The organism is Microbacterium helvum (assembly GCF_014779795.1).
GTDB lineage: Bacteria > Actinomycetota > Actinomycetes > Actinomycetales > Microbacteriaceae > Microbacterium > Microbacterium helvum.
On record NZ_JACXZS010000011.1, the window covers coordinates 181,688 to 197,578 of the forward strand.

Annotated in this window: 18 protein-coding genes and 1 rRNA gene; 7 read left to right on the forward strand and 12 right to left on the reverse strand. The window is 69.8% G+C overall.

The window, feature by feature from the left end; genetic code table 11:
- The first annotated feature begins 65 nt into the window (after positions 1 to 65).
- The 5 genes from IF188_RS16270 to IF188_RS16290 all read left to right on the forward strand — a co-directional run bounded on the left by IF188_RS16270 (position 66) and on the right by IF188_RS16290 (position 4,385).
- Entirely contained in the window at positions 66 to 1,658 is a 1,593-nt protein-coding gene (locus IF188_RS16270; protein WP_449560836.1) for a radical SAM protein, read from the forward strand.
- A 20-nt stretch (positions 1,659 to 1,678) separates the two neighbouring features.
- The gene (locus tag IF188_RS16275; RefSeq protein WP_224751995.1) at positions 1,679 to 2,032 is read left to right on the forward strand and encodes a hypothetical protein; all 354 of its coding nucleotides are present in this window, start codon (positions 1,679 to 1,681) and stop codon (positions 2,030 to 2,032) included.
- 7 nt (positions 2,033 to 2,039) lie between these two features.
- The gene (locus tag IF188_RS16280) at positions 2,040 to 2,846 is read left to right on the forward strand and encodes a prolipoprotein diacylglyceryl transferase (RefSeq protein ID WP_191172853.1); all 807 of its coding nucleotides are present in this window, start codon (positions 2,040 to 2,042) and stop codon (positions 2,844 to 2,846) included.
- Positions 2,830 to 3,705: a hypothetical protein gene (locus tag IF188_RS16285; RefSeq protein ID WP_191172854.1), complete on the forward strand. Its 876-nt coding sequence runs from the start codon at positions 2,830 to 2,832 to the stop codon at positions 3,703 to 3,705. The genes IF188_RS16280 and IF188_RS16285 overlap by 17 nt, the downstream gene beginning before the upstream one ends.
- Before the next feature lie 62 nt (positions 3,706 to 3,767).
- A complete protein-coding gene (locus tag IF188_RS16290) occupies positions 3,768 to 4,385 on the forward strand; it encodes a TetR/AcrR family transcriptional regulator (protein WP_191172855.1) in 618 nt (205 codons plus the stop codon).
- Between the two features lie 108 nt (positions 4,386 to 4,493).
- Here the strand turns inward: IF188_RS16290 and IF188_RS16295 are convergent, their stop codons facing one another.
- The 4 genes from IF188_RS16295 to IF188_RS16310 all read right to left on the reverse strand — a co-directional run bounded on the left by IF188_RS16295 (position 4,494) and on the right by IF188_RS16310 (position 8,257).
- Positions 4,494 to 4,820, reverse strand: coding sequence for a hypothetical protein (locus tag IF188_RS16295; protein WP_191172856.1), 327 nt, complete (start codon positions 4,818 to 4,820; stop codon positions 4,494 to 4,496).
- A gap of 45 nt (positions 4,821 to 4,865) precedes the next feature.
- A complete protein-coding gene (locus tag IF188_RS16300; protein WP_191172857.1) occupies positions 4,866 to 5,918 on the reverse strand; it encodes a hypothetical protein in 1,053 nt (350 codons plus the stop codon).
- A gap of 390 nt (positions 5,919 to 6,308) precedes the next feature.
- A complete protein-coding gene (locus IF188_RS16305; protein ID WP_191172858.1) occupies positions 6,309 to 7,433 on the reverse strand; it encodes a Gfo/Idh/MocA family protein in 1,125 nt (374 codons plus the stop codon).
- Positions 7,430 to 8,257, reverse strand: coding sequence for a sugar phosphate isomerase/epimerase family protein (locus IF188_RS16310; protein WP_191172859.1), 828 nt, complete (start codon positions 8,255 to 8,257; stop codon positions 7,430 to 7,432). Before IF188_RS16310 ends, IF188_RS16305 begins: the two co-directional genes overlap by 4 nt.
- Before the next feature lie 227 nt (positions 8,258 to 8,484).
- Between IF188_RS16310 and IF188_RS16315 the strand changes: the two genes are divergently transcribed.
- Entirely contained in the window at positions 8,485 to 8,685 is a 201-nt protein-coding gene (locus IF188_RS16315; RefSeq protein ID WP_191172860.1) for a hypothetical protein, read from the forward strand.
- A gap of 38 nt (positions 8,686 to 8,723) precedes the next feature.
- Here the strand turns inward: IF188_RS16315 and IF188_RS16320 are convergent, their stop codons facing one another.
- The 4 genes from IF188_RS16320 to IF188_RS16335 form a co-directional block, all read right to left on the reverse strand.
- On the reverse strand, positions 8,724 to 10,094 hold the full coding sequence (locus tag IF188_RS16320) for an HNH endonuclease signature motif containing protein (RefSeq protein ID WP_191172861.1): 1,371 nt from the start codon (positions 10,092 to 10,094) through the stop codon (positions 8,724 to 8,726).
- Between the two features lie 154 nt (positions 10,095 to 10,248).
- Positions 10,249 to 10,623 carry a GntR family transcriptional regulator gene (locus IF188_RS16325; RefSeq protein ID WP_191172862.1) on the reverse strand — a complete coding sequence of 125 codons (375 nt, stop codon included), beginning with the start codon at positions 10,621 to 10,623 and terminating at the stop codon, positions 10,249 to 10,251.
- Positions 10,620 to 11,648 carry a hypothetical protein gene (locus IF188_RS16330; RefSeq protein WP_191172863.1) on the reverse strand — a complete coding sequence of 343 codons (1,029 nt, stop codon included), beginning with the start codon at positions 11,646 to 11,648 and terminating at the stop codon, positions 10,620 to 10,622. Before IF188_RS16330 ends, IF188_RS16325 begins: the two co-directional genes overlap by 4 nt.
- Before the next feature lie 102 nt (positions 11,649 to 11,750).
- Positions 11,751 to 12,155 carry a hypothetical protein gene (locus tag IF188_RS16335; protein WP_224751996.1) on the reverse strand — a complete coding sequence of 135 codons (405 nt, stop codon included), beginning with the start codon at positions 12,153 to 12,155 and terminating at the stop codon, positions 11,751 to 11,753.
- Between the two features lie 80 nt (positions 12,156 to 12,235).
- On the opposite strand from IF188_RS16335, the gene sigJ reads away from it, so the two are divergent.
- Positions 12,236 to 13,135, forward strand: coding sequence for an RNA polymerase sigma factor SigJ (sigJ, locus tag IF188_RS16340; protein WP_318152909.1), 900 nt, complete (start codon positions 12,236 to 12,238; stop codon positions 13,133 to 13,135).
- A 58-nt stretch (positions 13,136 to 13,193) separates the two neighbouring features.
- Here sigJ and panB read toward each other — a convergent pair whose 3' ends face one another.
- The 4 genes from panB to rrf all read right to left on the reverse strand — a co-directional run.
- Positions 13,194 to 14,051: a 3-methyl-2-oxobutanoate hydroxymethyltransferase gene (gene panB, locus IF188_RS16345; protein WP_191172864.1), complete on the reverse strand. Its 858-nt coding sequence runs from the start codon at positions 14,049 to 14,051 to the stop codon at positions 13,194 to 13,196.
- Positions 14,051 to 14,941: a pantoate--beta-alanine ligase gene (gene panC, locus IF188_RS16350; RefSeq protein WP_191172865.1), complete on the reverse strand. Its 891-nt coding sequence runs from the start codon at positions 14,939 to 14,941 to the stop codon at positions 14,051 to 14,053. The genes panB and panC overlap by 1 nt, the downstream gene beginning before the upstream one ends.
- Positions 14,938 to 15,711: a Rossmann-like and DUF2520 domain-containing protein gene (locus tag IF188_RS16355; protein ID WP_191172866.1), complete on the reverse strand. Its 774-nt coding sequence runs from the start codon at positions 15,709 to 15,711 to the stop codon at positions 14,938 to 14,940. Before IF188_RS16355 ends, panC begins: the two co-directional genes overlap by 4 nt.
- Positions 15,712 to 15,814: 103 nt before the next feature.
- Positions 15,815 to 15,891: ribosomal RNA gene (rrf, locus tag IF188_RS16360) — 5S ribosomal RNA — on the reverse strand; the annotation flags it as partial.

A 15,891-nucleotide genomic window follows, 5' to 3' on the forward strand; every position in this document is an offset into this window, starting at 1 on the left:
GACGCGCGGACGTCCGCGCTGCGCCGCACCTCCGCCGGTGCGGGGCTGCACGCTATCGTCACCTCATGACCGCCACTGCCGGCGCGGGAATGCCCCTGCGGGACTACCGCGTCCACCGCTACGTCAACGCCTTCTGCCCGCACTGCCACGAGGAGGATCCGGACCGGCCGCTCGCCGAGGTGCGGCGGCTGTCCGGATGGCTCGCGGTGCGGGGCGGCAGAGTCTGGCTGGAACGTGGATGCCCCGACCACGGGTTCGTTCGGACGCTCTACGACGAGGACGCCGACATCCTGTCGTACCTCGAGCAGTGGACCGCCCCGACGAAGGTGCACACCCCGGACCTCGCGGGCAACTTCAAGCCCGTGCCGTCCGCGTACGAGGACGGCCTGCCGCAGATGCAGACCCAGCACACCTGCATCCTGCTCGAAGACCTCACCGATCACTGCAATCTGCGCTGCCCCACCTGCTTCGCCGAGTCCGGACCGGCCGCATCGGCCGTCGCGCCGCTCGCCGAAGTGCTGGCGTCGGTCGATGCGCGTCTGGCGCGCGAGAACGACCGCATCGACGTGCTCATGCTCTCGGGAGGCGAGCCCACGCTGTACCCGTGGCTCGAGCAGCTGCTGGAGCACCTCGTCGCGCGGCCGATCGTGCGCATCCTCATCAACTCGAACGGCCTGCGCATCGCCCAGGACGACGCCTTCGTCGAGACCCTCAAGAAGCACCGCGAGCGCGTCGAGATCTACCTGCAGTACGACGGCGAGAGCGCCGAGTCGTCCAGGTTCCACCGCGGCGCCGACATCCGCCGGTTCAAGGAGCGGGCTCTCGAGCGCCTCGGTGCGGCAGGCGTGTTCACGACCCTCACGATGACGGCCACCCTCGGGGTCAACGACGGCGAGATCGGCGCCGTCATCCGCCGGGCCATGGCCACGCCGTACGTCGGCGGCGTGACGATCCAGCCGGTCTTCGGGTCGGGCCGGTCCTCGGGCATCGACCCCGACGACAGGCTCACCCACACCGGCGTGCTCGCGCGGCTCGGGCCGCAGACCGACGGCGAGGTGACCTGGCGCGACCTCACCGCGCTCCCCTGCAGCCACCCGCACTGCTGCTCGGTCGGCTATCTGCTGAAGGACGACTCCGGCGACTGGAAGTCGCTCGTCGGCCTCATCGGCCACGACCGGCTCAAGGAGTTCCTCGATCTCAACCCCGATCTGCTGGCGAACCGCATCGCGGACTCGAACGTGAACAAAGCCATCCGCGACGTGGTCAAGAACTCGCTGCTCGACCTGCTCAGCGAGCAGTCGTCGCTGTCGCACCCGTCGATGAGCGACATCTGGCGCGACATCTGCGTCAACTGCGACCTGGGCATCGGCACGCTCGCCACGCTGGCGGCATCCCGGCTTCCCGGTCAGCACGAACGTCTGCGCCGGATGCTCGCCGAACGGGTGCTGCGCATCACCGTCAAGCCGTTCATGGACATCAACACGATGATCGAGGAGCGCCTGACGCAGTGCTGCGTTCACGTCGCGACCGTCAACGAGACGAGCGACGCCCACCAGTGCGCCCCGTTCTGCGCGGTGCAGGCCTGGGCGCCGCTCGCCCGCCGAAAGCTGTCGACCGCCACCGGCGGGCGCGAGCTGCTGACCGTGGTGTCGTCGTGAGCAGTCCGGATCCCCGCTCGTTGAGCGAGCGAAGCGAGACGAAACGCCCCGAGCCGGCGATCGACCTCGGCTCCCTCAACCGCCGCGATCCCACCGTGCCCGATCCGGCGCCGCCGTTCGACCCGCTCAGGCTGTGCGTGTACACGACCGTCGCGCTGCTGGCGTGCCTGCTCGGTCCGGTCGCACTGCTCGGCTTCGCCCTGCTCGCGATCGCCGGGTATGCCCGCGCCAGGCGCGCCGGGCTGCTGCGATCGCGCTGCAAGCTCGGCGACACCCGGCTGGTGCTGCTGTACCTGTCGGTCATCGCGGTCGCGGCGGCCGTCGCCACGCCGTTCTGGGTCGCGTTCTGGGTGCGCTGGATCACCGGGGGCTAGACGCGACATGTTCCCGACGCTGCACGACCTGCTGGGGTGGGGCCCGCCGATCGACACCCACTCCGCATTCGTCGCGCTCGGCCTCGCCGCCGCCGGCGTCGTGTTCCTCGTCGAGAAGCGTCGCCGCGGCGTCACGGATGAGCGCATCCCCTACATCGTGCTCGGCGCCCTGCTGGGCGCGGCCGTGCTGTCGCGGCTCGGAACCTGGGCCCAGCACCTCGACCCCTCGCAGAACCTCAGCCTGACCGAGCAGCTGCTGCGGGGGAACGCCTCGATGCTCAGCGCCCTCGTCGGAGCGTGGCTCGGCGTGCACGCGGCCAAGCGCATCGTGCGTTACCCGCTGCGCACGGGCGACCTGTTCGCGCCGGCCGTGGCGCTCGCCATGGCGATCGGACGCGTCGGATGCTTCTTCACCGAGCGACCGGGCACCCCGACCGGCGCGGACTGGGGCATCGTGCTCGACGCCGACGCCGCCGCGTACACCGGGTCGCCGGCCGGCGTGCCGCTGCACCCGAGCTTCGTCTACGAGATCGCCTTCCACCTCGCGGCGTTCGCGGTGCTGTGGTTCTGGCTGCGCCACCGCCCCGTCGCCGCCGGCGAGACGCTGACGCTCTACATCGCTGCGTACGGCGTCTTCCGGTTCGGAGTGGAGTTCGTGCGCGGCAACGAGGTCGCATGGCTGGGGCTGACGCGTCCGCAGGTGTTCCTCCTCGTGACGATCCCGCTGCTTCTCGCCCGCATCATCTACAAGGCGCGGCGCGGCGCCCTCACCACGCGCATCGAAAGGACGGTTCCCCGTGAGCAGCACGCCTGAGCCGCCGGCCGCCGGCGACGAACCCGAATCAGAACCCGAGGTCGCGCCCGACGGGGCCGCGAACGAGGGGGATGCCGCACCCGGCGCGCCTGCTCCCGACGAGGAGGCACCCGCCGAGGGCGCCCCCGCCGAGGAAGCACCCGGCGAGGGCGCTCCCGCCGGGGATGCTCCCGCCGAGGCGGCACCCGTCGAGGTCGCTCCCGCCGAGGTTGCTCCCGCGGAGGCGGCCGAGCTGTCGGCAGCCGAGGGGTACACGCCTCCTCCCGAAGCATCGCCGGGGCAGGGCTACGCGCCCCCGCCCGAGGGGTACGCGCCTCCGCCCGAAGCATCGCCAGGGCAGGGCTACGCTCCCCCGCCTGAGGGGTACGCGCCTCCGCCCTCGGGCTACGCTCCACCGCCGGACCCCACGCCGGGGCAGGGGTACGCGCCTCCGCCGTCGGGCGACGTCCCGCCGCAGACGGTCACACCCCCGCCGGCGGGCTGGAATCCTGCGTACGGGCCGCCTCCGGCATACCCGGGCGGCGGTGCGCCGGCATCCGGGTTCCTGGCACCGACGCCTCCGCCCCCAGGGGCGCCAAAGCGTCCGCCGGTATGGGCCGGGCTGCTCGCGGGAGTGGGGCTGCAGATCGCCGGCCTCATCGTGATGCTGATGCTGATCACGGTGACGCTCTCCAGCACAGCGGTCGGCAACTGGGGCATCTTCATCATGCTGCTGCCGTTCATCGTGCTGCTCGTGGGCCCGGCGCTGCTGATGATCTCGTGGCGGTGGCGGCGCTTCGCAACAGGCGTGCTGATCATCAGCGCGGCCGTCTGGCTGATCATCATCGGCCCCTGCCTCGGACTCGCGATGGGGGTCTGACGCATCACCGCAGAACTTCCGATTGGAGGTTTTTCTGCCCGCACTCGGTTATCATCGGGCGTATGACCGCCAAGCCCGCCGACGCTCCCCGCCCGCGGGGCCGCTATCCGAAGGGCATCGCGCGGCGCCAGGAGATCCTCGACAAGGCGATCCAGGTGTTCGCACAGCGCGGCTCGCAGAAGACGAGCCTGCGGGCGATCGCCCAAGAGGTCGGGGTGACGCATGCGGCGCTCACCCATTACTTCGGCTCGCTCGAAGAGCTGCTCGTCGAGGTGTACCGCGAGTCGGAGCGCAAGCCCACCGTCGAGAAGCACGCCCCGCCGGCGGACTCGAGCCCTGCCGCCGCGATGCAGCTCGCCGCGGAAGAGAACCGGGCGATCCCCGGGCTCGTGCAGCTGTACTCGACGCTCGTCGCGATGGCACTGGAAGACAACCACCCCGCCGCGCAGCAGTTCGCGACCGATCGTTTCGCGCGGTTGCGCAACGACATGGCCGAGCAGGTGCGCGGGCTGCAGGCATCCGGCCATGTGCGCGCCGACGTCGACCCGACGCTCGTCGCGGCCCTCGTGATCGCCGCCTCCGACGGCCTGCAGACGCAGTGGCTGCTCGACGCCGCGGTCGACCACGAGGCCGCACTGGAGATGCTCGACCGCCTGCTGCGCGGCGGCCCCCCGTCCTGACAGCGAAGCGCTCGATACGGAGGCGGGTCCGCCAGCTTCCGACCAGCGGACCCGCTTCTGTAAGCATGGCTGGGAGCGTCGCGGCGACGCATGCACAGTGACGCTCAGTCAGTCGGATTGATGCGCGCCGAGGAACACATCCTCAACCCACTTGCGTTGGGTGGCGCCGACTGAGTCGTCCCACTCGATCACGATGAAGTTTGACTGGAACACGTCGTCGTCGAGCGAATCGGCGAAGGTCGACGCCGCGTCGATCGATGTGAACCGCAAATAGGTAGCCCCGTCAGACTCCCACCCTTCAATGCAATCGTCGATGCCGTCGCACACTTCATCGGTGTTCTCCCGCGGGTTTGTTATCCCGCGATACTCTGCTCCGCCCAGTACATCGTCGAGCGTCACGAACTGCTGGGGTGCACATCCGATGAGAACGGCCATGCTCCCCACCGCCACGACGGGAAATGCAATCGACCTGCGCATCGATCAATAGAGGGTTGCCGTAGTCCAGTTGCAGTGATGAACGGCAACCCCGGCGGTCCAGTCCACGGTTCGGTTGGGTCGGAACCGTTCGAGATTCCACTCGCCTGCAAAATAGGAGCCGAATGCGTGGCAATCGTACTGTTGGCGCATGGAAGCCTTCGTCATGAGAAGATCACGGAAGCGCAGACTGCGGTTCGTCGCCTCCGGCCACCCGTAGTCGATCAGGATCCAAGGCGAGGGCTGGTAGGTCTTGCCCCACGACGTGAGATTCAGGTTCACGGTTGGTTGGCCGTTGGCGGAACCCTCGGTGATCGAGCCCCACAGGTTATGTCCGAGATAGGGATCGGCAGAGATCGGATACGTGTAAGCACGGCCTTGGTGATCAATGACCTGGGAGAGCGTGGAACCAGCCACCTCGAAATGCGTAGGGACGACCGCGCCCGTCGCGTCAAAAGCCCAAGGAGGCGCGACGCCGCCGACGAACTCTCCAGCGGCGTTGAGCACGAGAACACTGCCCGTGTCCTGAATCTCCAACGTGAGCGCCGAGGTGCTAGACAGGTGGTAGTCGAAGCGTTCAGGAGCGGCAGAACTCTCAAGAACGTTGACGATCTGAACAGAGCCATCGTCTTGCGGCAATGGTGTTACCGCATAGTCGGCTGAGGCGAACACCGCGGTGCCCTCATCGGCAATCTCCACGGTTTGAACCGGTCCCGCATCCACCCGTAGCGGGTCATGAAAGGTCGAGTCGAGTTCGATTATCAGTCCCGCCCCGGACTCGATTGTCAACGCTGCATCTGCGGTCGTGTGAGTCAGGTCTCCATTCGGCTCCACATCGAACTCGGACGCGTCTGCGATCGGCCCTGCCTCGGGGATCGCGGCGAGCGCCTGGACCGTGTCCTCCACATTGTTGGCGTCCGAAGGAGCCTCTGCGTACGCGGGAACCGCGACCAGACCAATCACGGTTCCGATCGCAACTCCGATACTGACTCTGGCGCGGCTGCTAGTTTGCATTCGTTGGGTATCCCACCTGCGCGGCCCGATCCCGATGACCATCATCGGGTGGTTCGCGCGATCGCTTGAAACATACGATGATCGGAACGTCGTTGTCTGTCCCCCGTTCGGTGGACAGATCACGGCAAAGGCTCCACCCTGCGAACTTCAAGATCTGCCGAATCGGCGGTGGTCCGATTGCACAAGACTGCGCCAGCGTGAGGCGCTGAGGGTCCAAGCAGGGTTGCGTTGCCTGGGATCAGCCACGCCGCTTCATCGCTTGGATCGTCGGGTCTCCCGCTGCGCGACGACATGGCCGTCGTGAACGCGGACAGCATGCGTTCTCGGCGAGAAACCGCGTCGTCGACGATGGATGCCGGGCGCCCGGGCCGACGCGAAACCGCGGGCCCCGCCGGCATGTGCCGGCGGGGCCCGCGGTCTCGTTCAGGGCGAAGGTCAGAGCGTCGCGACGAAGGGGTCGAAGCCCTCGGGCAGCAGCGGCACCGGGGCGACGGTGCTCTCGACGACGACCGTCGTGCCGGTGGCGGCGGACTCCTGAGCCGACAGCAGGATGTCGAGCACGTGGAAGCCGAGCTCGCCCGAGGCCACGTGCGGACGGCCCTCGGCGATCGCGCGCACCATGTCGAGCGCGCCGAGACCACGGCCAACCTCGACATCGGCGTGCTCGATCTCGACCCACTCCTGTTCGAACGACATGCCGTCGCGGATGACACCGAGCGGCTTCACGTACGCGATGCGGCCCGTGAACTGGTTCGGGTCGGGGATCACGATCGTGCCCTCGGTGCCGTGGATCTCGACGACGCCGTGACGCTCCAGCGCCGAGTCGAAGCTCAGGAGGCTCTGCGCCTGCTGACCGCTCTCGAACGCCGTGACGATCTGGATCGTGGACGGCACCTCGACCGGGAACGTGGTCCCGGCGTTCGGACCGGTGTGGATCTGGCGCTCTTCGCGCGCCTTCGTGCCGACGGCCGCGACGCGGTCCACCGGGCCGAGCAGGCTCACGAGCGCCGAGAAGTAGTACGGCCCCATGTCGAGCAGCGGACCCGCACCGTTGGCGAAGAGGAACGCCGGGCTCGGGTGCCACAGGTCGGGGCCCTGCGTCTGGAACGTGGTCAGGGCGAAGAGCGGACGGCCGATCAGACCGTCCTCGATCGCCCGCCGCGCCGCCTGGAAGCCCGGGCCGAGCAGCGTGTCGGGCGCGGAGCCGACGCGCAGCCCCGCCTCCTCCGCCTCGCGCAGCAGCAGGGCCGCGCCCTCGCGGTCGAGGCCCAGCGGCTTCTCGGTCCACACGTGCTTGCCCGCGGCGATGGCCGCACGCGAGACCTCGACGTGCACGGCCGGGATCGTCAGATTCACGACGAGGTCGACGCCCGGGTGAGCAAGGACGTCCTCGGCCGAGCCGAACGCGGGCACACCGTACTTCTCGGCCTGCGCCTGCGCGCGGTCGAGCAGCAGGTCACCGACGATGAGCACCTCGACGTCGGGGAACGACGACAGGTTCGCGAGGTAGGTGTCGCTGATGACGCCGACCCCGATGATGCCGACTCCGACCGCGCTCATCGGGCGAACCCGCCCTCGATGAGGAAGGCGTAGCTGGCCGCGATGTCGGCGAACACGTCGTCGCCGGGGTTGTTGTCGTACTCGATCACGGCGTACTTGAGAGCGGATGCCGCGCGCAGGGCCTCCGCGAGCGGCACCTCGCCCTCGCCGGCGCGGCGCTGGTCGAGAGCGTCAGAGCCGAACTTCTCCGCGCCCGGTGCGAACGGGTTGTGCGCGGGAGCGATGCCGTCCTTCACGTGCGCGGCGACGAGGCGGTCGCCGAGACGCGAGACGAGGCCGACCACGTCCTGGCCGCCCACGAGCGCCCAGTACAGGTCGAGCTCGAGCACGACGCGCTCGTCGGTGATCGAGACGAAGTGCTCGTACGCGGTCTTGCCGTCGAAGTCCGCGATGAACTCCTGAGCGTGGTTGTGGTAGCCGACCTCGAGGCCGAACGTCGCCGCGGTGTCGGCGAGCTTGTTCAGCCGGTCCGCGATGTCGGTGACGCCCTCCAGCGTGATCCACCGCTCGACCGGGACGAACGGGTCGATGACGGTCTTCATGCCGACCTTGGCCGCTGCTTCGAAGACGACCTCGGGAGCGGGCGTGGGGATCGAGCCGTCCGGCGTCCACAGCTCGTCCGAGAGCAGCGGCGCGTGCCCGGTCGGCGAGACCAGGCCGGACGCGTCGAGCGCGGCGCGGATCTCGTCCGGACGACGCACGAAGTCGAAGGCCTCGACGTTGCGCAGTCCGATCGCGGCGAGCTTGTCGAGCGATCCCTTCATGTCTGCGGTGAACTCCGCAGCGAGTGTGTAGAGCTGAACCGAGGCTTCTGGCAGGGCCACGTCGACCTTCCTTTCGTGCGCGAATCGCAGGGCATCCGAACTGCCCGCAGTCAGAGTAGCAGAAACCTCCATCCGGAAGTTATGCGCTTCGACACCCACGACATCGGATGAGTGGATGCCGGCGGCCGCAGCATCCCCTCTCCACAGGCACGGCGTCACGAACGCAGAATCGCACCGTCCGGCCGGCCAGCATGTAGGGTCTACGAAAACGGGCCAATGGAGGTGCCGTGCCAGGAATGCTGATCCTTGCTTTCGCGATCACGTTCGCGATCCTGAGTGTCGCGGTGTTCGCCGCGACCCGTCCCCGCGTCATCGACGTCGACGTTCGCCTTCGATGGCCCGATGTCGCGATCCGCGTGATCGTCGGGCTCTCGCTCGTCGCCCTCGCCGCTCTCGCGGTGGGGATCTGGTTCGCCTTCTCGGGCTGAACGCACTCAGGCGCTCAGGCGCTCAGGCGCTCAGGCGCTCAGGCGCTCAGGGCGTAGTCGTACCGTGCCCGCCCACCCAATCGTGGACGCCTCGCGGGATCGACATGGGCGGGCGGGATCAACCACACCTTCGCTCGCACGCCTGTCCCTTCGATGCGGATCTCCCATCCGTCGTCATGGATGCGATGGTGGCATCGGACGCACAAGAGGATGCCGTTGTCGAGGTCAGTGGGACCGGCATCCCGGGTCCACCATCTGATGTGGTGCACCTGCGTCATGCCCGGCGGAAGACCGCATCCGGCGCACCCGCCGTCGCGTTCGACGAGAGCGGACTTCTGAGCGTTGGAGAAGAGCCGCCGCGTGCGCCCGAAGTCGAGGATCTCGCTGTCACCGCCCAGCACACACGGGATGATGCGCGCGTCGGCGGCCATGCGCCGCACGGTCGCCACCGAGACCGGCTGGTCGATGCCGTCGATCAGGGCGAATCCGTCACCGCTGGTCAGCTGATCCAGATCGATCCGCACCACTATCGTCGCCCCGCCCGTGGGAATGTCTGGGGCGTCGCATTCCAGCGCGTGACGACAGAGCCCCGCCAAGGCGTCAGCCTGCATCTGCGGGATCGTCCGGTCGTCTTCGGCCACGACGGAACGCGTGTCGGCGTCCGCGCGGACACGCAACTGCGCACTGACCATGGCCTCGATCGCGGTGACGATCGGCGCGCCGGTCTCAGGGTCGAAGCGACCGTTGAGCACGATCGCACCTGAACGGTCGCGCCGGACGTGCACGGCGCGATCTTTGCGAAGCTCGTCTTCGCGGGGCTCCACGCCGTCCGGATCCAGCCATGCCTCAGCGCGCTGGAGGATGCGGTTCAGCTGATCGAGCCCGAGCCCCGCCGCCGCCTGCGCGACCAGAGTGCGCTCCGCATCCGCCAAGACGGCCGGCTCCGCGCGGAGCGCGACGCGATCCAGCAGACCGACGATGGCCGCGGCCCCGGGAACACTCAACCGCCCGCTCTTCAGCGCCGCCGCGACGTCGGGATGCTTCGCAGGCGCATCGGCACCGGTCAGCGTGATGCGTGGCGCCGTCGCTTCGCCGACGGCCACCAGGCGCGCGGCGTCGCCGACGCTCACGCCGGTCGATGCGGCGATCATCGATGCCGGCGTGCGGAACCCCTGCTTCTTCGCCAGCCCGGCGTTGCCCAGCTCGACTCGGGACGCCCGCGCCACCTCGGCAGCGACCTCAGAGTGCACCGCCTCGACGTGACGGCGCAGCGCCCCCATCGCAGCATTCAACGCTGCGAGGGGAGCCCCCTCCACCCCGTCGGCAAGCGTCTCGCCGGTGTGCGCCGATACCCACGCGGCGCGGGCGGCAGCGAGTGCTGCGTCTACGCCTGCGAAGGGATCGGTCATGCACACAGACTATCGAACAGATCTACGGCGTGCAAGACTTTTTCAACGCTTGATCTGCGTTTTATTCGGCTCCACGCCTAGCATGAACCACCGACATCCGTAGATCGCGAACGGCGACGACAGAGCGCCCCGGCATCCGCTTCCCGCCCTGGACTCAGGCCGCACCGACGTTTGCGCGCCACACGAGCCGCAGCACGTCGACGACGTCATCAGGCTCGGCGCCGACCGACACCGCCTCGCCGACCAGATCGCGGATGCGGCGCAGCACGGGTCCTGGAAGCACCGCCGCGGACGCCGCGACGCGCGTGCCGGCGGCGGTTCGGGTGACGACGAGGCCGTCCTGCTCGAGCAGCTTGTAGGCGCGGGCGGCGGTGCCGGGCGCAACGCCGAGGTCGCTCGCGGTCTGGCGAACGGTGGGCAGGCGTTCGTTCGCGCCGAGCTGGCCCGATACGATCAGCCCGCGGAACTGGCGGTAGATGTCGAGCGCGGGGCTTGCCTCGTCCGCCGCGAGGATCGGCTGCGTCGTCATCGCACGACCTCGGCGGCGACCGGCGCCGGCACTGCTCCGTCGCCCCCAGGCGTCACGCGGCGGGCGCGCAGCAGCCGCAACGCTACGAGCAGCAGCAGGACGAAGGCGGCGATCTCCAGCACCGGAGCCCCCCATCGGGCGGCGAGAGCGAACTCGGCGTGGCGCCACGCGACTTCGTACGGCTGGTCGTCGTTCACGCCGAGGATCGTGAGGCTCCCCACCGAACCCGCGTCGCCGATGAGGCGCCACGCACCAGCGAGCGCGAGCAACGTCCCCGCCGTCGCCAGACGCACGATGCTGCTGGCGAGCGTACGTCGCGCCGCGCCCTCCGCCGAGACCGTGTCGGGCCGCAGGTACGGACGCACGGCGTTTCCGCGCAACGCCGCCCACGTCGCGAGCACGAGAGCCGCCGCGCCGAGGAGCACCGGCACGCCGTACGCCCATCCGTAGAAGACGATGCGGATGGGGTCGATCTGCGCCTCGTTCGGAACCGGGATCACAAGCCACACGTAGTGGCCCTCGCCGTCCGGTGTCGATGCCGACCCCGCCGTGAACGTCGTCACCACGAGCGCGGCGAGCGCCATACCCGCGCCGACGAGACCGGCACGAGGTCCGAAGCCGAGCCAGGTGCGCCGCGTTCCCGACAGCACCGGCGACTCGGGCCGCGTCGTCCCGTGCACGAGAACAACGGCCCACACGACGACGATCCCGAGGCCCGTCCAGACGAGAGGCATGGCAAACCGCCACCATGTGATAGTCCCCGAGAGGTTCACGACGTAGCCCAGGGTCAGATCCTGCGCCGCGAACAGGACGAGCACCGCCACCGCGACGACGCCGGCGACTCGCTGTTCCGACGCATACCGCGCCGCGGCGATTCCCGTCGCCTCAACAGGCGACCCGCCCCGGCCGCGGGAGAAGGTCTTCGCGCCGGCGACGATCAGGGCAGCGATGCCGAGCGACACGAGCGGCAGCGAGAACGCCGCGCCCACGAGATCGAGCGGCGTCCAGCCGAAATGATGCACCATGTGACCTCCCAACTTGTGTCTCTGTTCTAGCACAAGTTGTATCGGCTAGGCAGTACAAGCTATGGGGATGCCGCAAGCCGGCGTGGGCGGCATCCATTCGCCTCACCCCGCGCGCACCGGCGCCGCAACGGGCCGAGCGGTCCACACCCACGCGCACTGCAGGACGGTGAATCCGAACAGAAGCACCCCCATCGGCACGTGGAACGCCTTCAGATGTGCGAGGCCGAGGGCGACCTGACCCGATACGCCGATCAGGAACAGCAGAGCGGACACGGCGGGACCGCCTGGCCCGCCGCCCGGCCGCCAGGCGAGGACGGCGATCACGACGTGGACCACCGCGACCACGAACAACGTGTACGAGGTCGCGCTGTGCATCGCCTTGCCTCCGGGTATCGACAGCAGCAGGCCGGCCGCGATCGCGGCCGCGAACGTCACCGCGGTCTGCAGGGTGATCACGCTGCGGAGGGCTGTGCGGTATGCGGGAGCAAGCGTGCGGGGTGCGGACATGGAGGGCCTCCTCGAAGGGTTCGTCATCGGAATGACGAGATGGCGCCTCGAAATGTGAGGCGGTCTCGCAGAATGGACGCGTGCCCCTCCCCGACACCGACCTGTTCGTCCACGAGCGGCGCCGGCTGACCGGGCTCGCATACCGGCTCACCGGCTCGTGGACCGACGCCGAAGACGTGACCCAGGATGCCTTCGCGCGTTGGTTCGCTCTCGACACCGACGTGCGCTCGGCGATCCGCTCCCCCGAGGCGTGGCTCACCACCGTCGTCGGACGGCTGTGCCTCGACCTGCTGCGATCGGTGCGTGCGCGCCGCGAGAGGTACGTCGGGGAATGGCTGCCCGAGCCGCTGCCGCACGAGGTCGCGTCCGCGCTCGTCGTCGGCGACGCGTCGGATCCCGCCGAGCAGGCGGTGCGCGATGAGTCGCTTTCGATCGCGTTCCTCACGATGCTCGAGTCGATGACGCCGGCCGAGCGGGTGGCGTTCGTGCTGCATGACGTGTTCGCGTTCTCGTTCACCGAGATCGCCGGGATCCTGGAGCGCAGCCCTGCCGCCGCCCGTCAGCTCGCGTCCTCCGCCCGCCGCCGTCTGCGAGCCGACGGCCCGCCGGTCGCCGCAACGGCGGATCACACCGACGTGGTCCGCCGGCTGCGGCTGGCGTGGGAGTCGGGCGACATCGGCGAGCTCGTCGGCATCCTCGATCCCGACGTGACGCTGGTCGCCGACGGCGGCGGCCTCGTCGGCGCCGCGCTCCGCCCGATTCACGGTGCCGAAGCGGTAGCCCGGTACGTCGCCGCCGTCTCGGCGCAGGCGCCGGGGCTCGAGCTGCGCGAACAGTCCGTCAACGGTCTGCCGGGCCTCGTCGCCGAGCGCGCCGGAGTCGCGGCGACGGTCGCCGCCTTCGAGGTCGCCGGCGGCCGTGTTGTGCGCATCTGGGCGGTGCGCAATCCCGGCAAGCTCCGACTGTGGGGCGCGGCCTAGAGATCCGGGATGCCGGCGGCCGCGGCATCCAGCGCGTCCTGGGTTCTGCTCGCCGCTCTCACGCGTCGCGATCGTCGAGCGCGGCACGTGCCGCATCCACTGCGGCCTCGGTGGCCGAGTACACGTGCTCGGCTCCCGGGAAGACACCGCCGCGCACCTCGCGCGCGTACGCCGCGACACCCGCGACCATGTCGGGGCCGATCGCGCCGTAGCGTTTGACGAAAGCGGCGGTCTTGCCCTCGGTGATGCCCAGCAGATCGTGGACGACGAGCACCTGCCCGTCGGCGGGTCCCGCGCCGATGCCGATCACCGGGATCTGCAGGTGAGGCAGCACGACTGCCGCCACCTCGGCCGGCACGGCCTCGATCACGACGATGCTCGCACCGGCGTCCTGCACGGCCAGAGCCTCGCGCACGATGCGCGCTGCGGACTCGGCCGTCCGGCCTTGCGCCCGCAGCCCGCCGAGGGCGACCGCGGTCTGCGGTGTGAGGCCGACGTGCGCGACGACGGGGATGCCGGCTTCCGCGATCGCGCGGATGCGCGAGAGCCGGGCCTCGCCCCCGCCTTCGAGCTTGACCGCGTCGGCACCGGCCTCTTTGACGAACCGCACCGCGGTGGCGACGGCCTGTTCGTCCGACACCTCGGTCGAGCCGAACGGCAGGTCGGCGACGACGAACGCAGTGCGCACGCCGCGGCGCACCGCGCCGGCGAGCACGAGCATCTCGTCGACGGTGACCGCCACGGTGGAGTCGTGGCCGAGCACGACCTGCGCTCCCGAGTCGCCGACGAGCACCATATCGACCTCGGCCTGCTCGGCCGTGCGGCCCGTCGGGTAGTCGTAGGCCGTGACCATGACGATCGGCTCGCGCCGGGCCTTCATCTCGGCGAGCCGCTGCAGTGTGACCTTCGCGCGCATCACGCACCTCCTAGGACGATGTTGTCGATGAGCCGGGTCGCGCCGACGCGCGCGGCGATCGCGACGAGCACTGGCTGCGTGACGTCATGGACGGCGGCGAACGTGACCGGGTCGACGAACGCCACGTACTCCGGATGGATGCCGGCGGTCTCGAGTCCGGCGACGGCCCAGCTCTCCAGCGCGCCGAAGGGGTCGTCGCCGAGCACCCCCGGAATGCCCGGGGGCTCGCCGTCCGGCGCCCGGAGGCGCTGGACGGCGAGACGGATGGCCTCGAGAGTGGCGGGGATCGCCACCGCCCGTGCCCGCTCGTCGGGCGAAAGCCGCGTGTTGCGGCTCGAACGGGCGAGTCCGTCGGCATCGCGCGACGTCGGGCACACGACCAGCTCGACGGGGATCCCGAGATCGGCGACGAGCCGCCGGATGACCGCGACCTGCTGGGCGTCCTTGGCACCGAAGTACGCATGATCGGGCAGCGCCGCCAGCAGCAGCTTCGTCACCACTGTCGCCACCCCGTCGAAGTGGGAGCGCCCGCGCTCGGCGCCTTCGAGGGTCTCGGCCACGATCCCCGAGACCGAGACCGTCGTGACGAAGCCGCGGGGATACATCTCGGCGGCGTCCGGCGCGAACACGATGTCGACGCCCGCGGCCTCGGCGAGAGCGAGGTCGCCCGGTTCGGTGCGCGGGTACGCCGCAAGATCGGACTGCTCGTCGAACTGCGTCGGATTGACGAACAGCGACATGACGACGGTCGCGTCCGCAGCACGGGCCGCGCGCAGCAGCGTCGCGTGCCCCTCGTGCAGCGCACCCATCGTGGGCACGAGACCGACGGTTCCCGTGCGGAGCGGGCGCAGCGCCGCGCGCAGGTCGGAGACGGTGCGGACGACGATCACGGTGCGGTCCTCCGTGCGACGAGGGCCAGGTCGCGCGTCGCATCGGTCAGCGCGTCGAAGAGGGCCACACGGTGCGGCAGCCTCTCGGCGACCGCGGCCCGCTGACGCTCCACCGTGTCGTCGTCGCCGCGAGCGATCGGACCGGTGAGCGCCGCGGCACCCGACGACTGCCAGTTCTGAACGGTCGCCGTGACGAGCGGTGCGAGTGCGTCTCGCGGGATGCCGGCAGTCGCCGCCAGGTCGGCGGCGAAGCACTCCAGCGTCACCAGGAAGTTCGAGGCGATGGACGCTGCGGCATGGTAGGCCGCGCGATCACGGTCGGCGATCTCGAACGGCCGCAGGCCGAGCGCGGATGCGAGAGCATGCGCCGTCGCGAGAGCCCGCGCGCTGGTGCCTGAGACGGCCGCCGGCGTGCCGGCGAACCGCGCGTCCCCGCTCGTCACGGTCATCAGCGGGTGCAGTCCGAACGCCTCATGCGGCGCCAACGGAACCAGCGTGGTGGCGCCCGACACGTGCCCCACGATCGCGCCGGGAACGAGGGATGCCGCAGCCCTGCCGATCTCGGCGTCGGGCACTGCCAGCAGCACGACCTGCGCCCCCTCAGCCGAGGCTCCGCGCCCGAGCGGACCGCGGGCGTCGACGCCTGCATCGCGAAGGGCCGCCGCAAGAGCACGGCCCATGCGGCCATCGCCGACGATCGCGACGAGCCCGAGGGCGGCGGAGTCGCCTTCGCCACGGATGCGCGCGTCGACGGGGTCGAAGTCCGGCATCGTCGCCCTCCTGTCGTTGCACCAGGTTCAAAAATACCCGAGGGGCAAGGGCGGTTAACGCGGAATGGCCACCCAGTGTTGGGTGGCCATTCCGTGAATGGGTGTCCGGCGGTGTCCTACTCTCCCACAGGGTCCCCCCTGCAGTACCATCGGCGCTGAGAGGCTTAGCTTCCGGGTTCG

What these genes read in the sequence shown, in the direction of transcription:
- IF188_RS16305 (WP_191172858.1), bottom strand. Translation starts at nt 7,433, where the DNA reads ATGAGCGCGGTCGGAGTCGGCATCATCGGGGTCGGCGTCATCAGCGAC.
- IF188_RS16355 (WP_191172866.1), bottom strand. Translation starts at nt 15,711, where the DNA reads ATGCCGGACTTCGACCCCGTCGACGCGCGCATCCGTGGCGAAGGCGAC.
- IF188_RS16320 (WP_191172861.1), bottom strand. Translation starts at nt 10,094, where the DNA reads ATGACCGATCCCTTCGCAGGCGTAGACGCAGCACTCGCTGCCGCCCGC.
- IF188_RS16290 (WP_191172855.1), top strand. Translation starts at nt 3,768, where the DNA reads ATGACCGCCAAGCCCGCCGACGCTCCCCGCCCGCGGGGCCGCTATCCG.
- IF188_RS16300 (WP_191172857.1), bottom strand. Translation starts at nt 5,918, where the DNA reads ATGATGGTCATCGGGATCGGGCCGCGCAGGTGGGATACCCAACGAATG.
- panB (WP_191172864.1), bottom strand. Translation starts at nt 14,051, where the DNA reads ATGCGCGCGAAGGTCACACTGCAGCGGCTCGCCGAGATGAAGGCCCGG.
- IF188_RS16325 (WP_191172862.1), bottom strand. Translation starts at nt 10,623, where the DNA reads ATGACGACGCAGCCGATCCTCGCGGCGGACGAGGCAAGCCCCGCGCTC.
- IF188_RS16270 (WP_449560836.1), top strand. Translation starts at nt 66, where the DNA reads ATGACCGCCACTGCCGGCGCGGGAATGCCCCTGCGGGACTACCGCGTC.
- IF188_RS16295 (WP_191172856.1), bottom strand. Translation starts at nt 4,820, where the DNA reads ATGGCCGTTCTCATCGGATGTGCACCCCAGCAGTTCGTGACGCTCGAC.
- IF188_RS16280 (WP_191172853.1), top strand. Translation starts at nt 2,040, where the DNA reads ATGTTCCCGACGCTGCACGACCTGCTGGGGTGGGGCCCGCCGATCGAC.
- IF188_RS16335 (WP_224751996.1), bottom strand. Translation starts at nt 12,155, where the DNA reads ATGTCCGCACCCCGCACGCTTGCTCCCGCATACCGCACAGCCCTCCGC.
- IF188_RS16330 (WP_191172863.1), bottom strand. Translation starts at nt 11,648, where the DNA reads ATGGTGCATCATTTCGGCTGGACGCCGCTCGATCTCGTGGGCGCGGCG.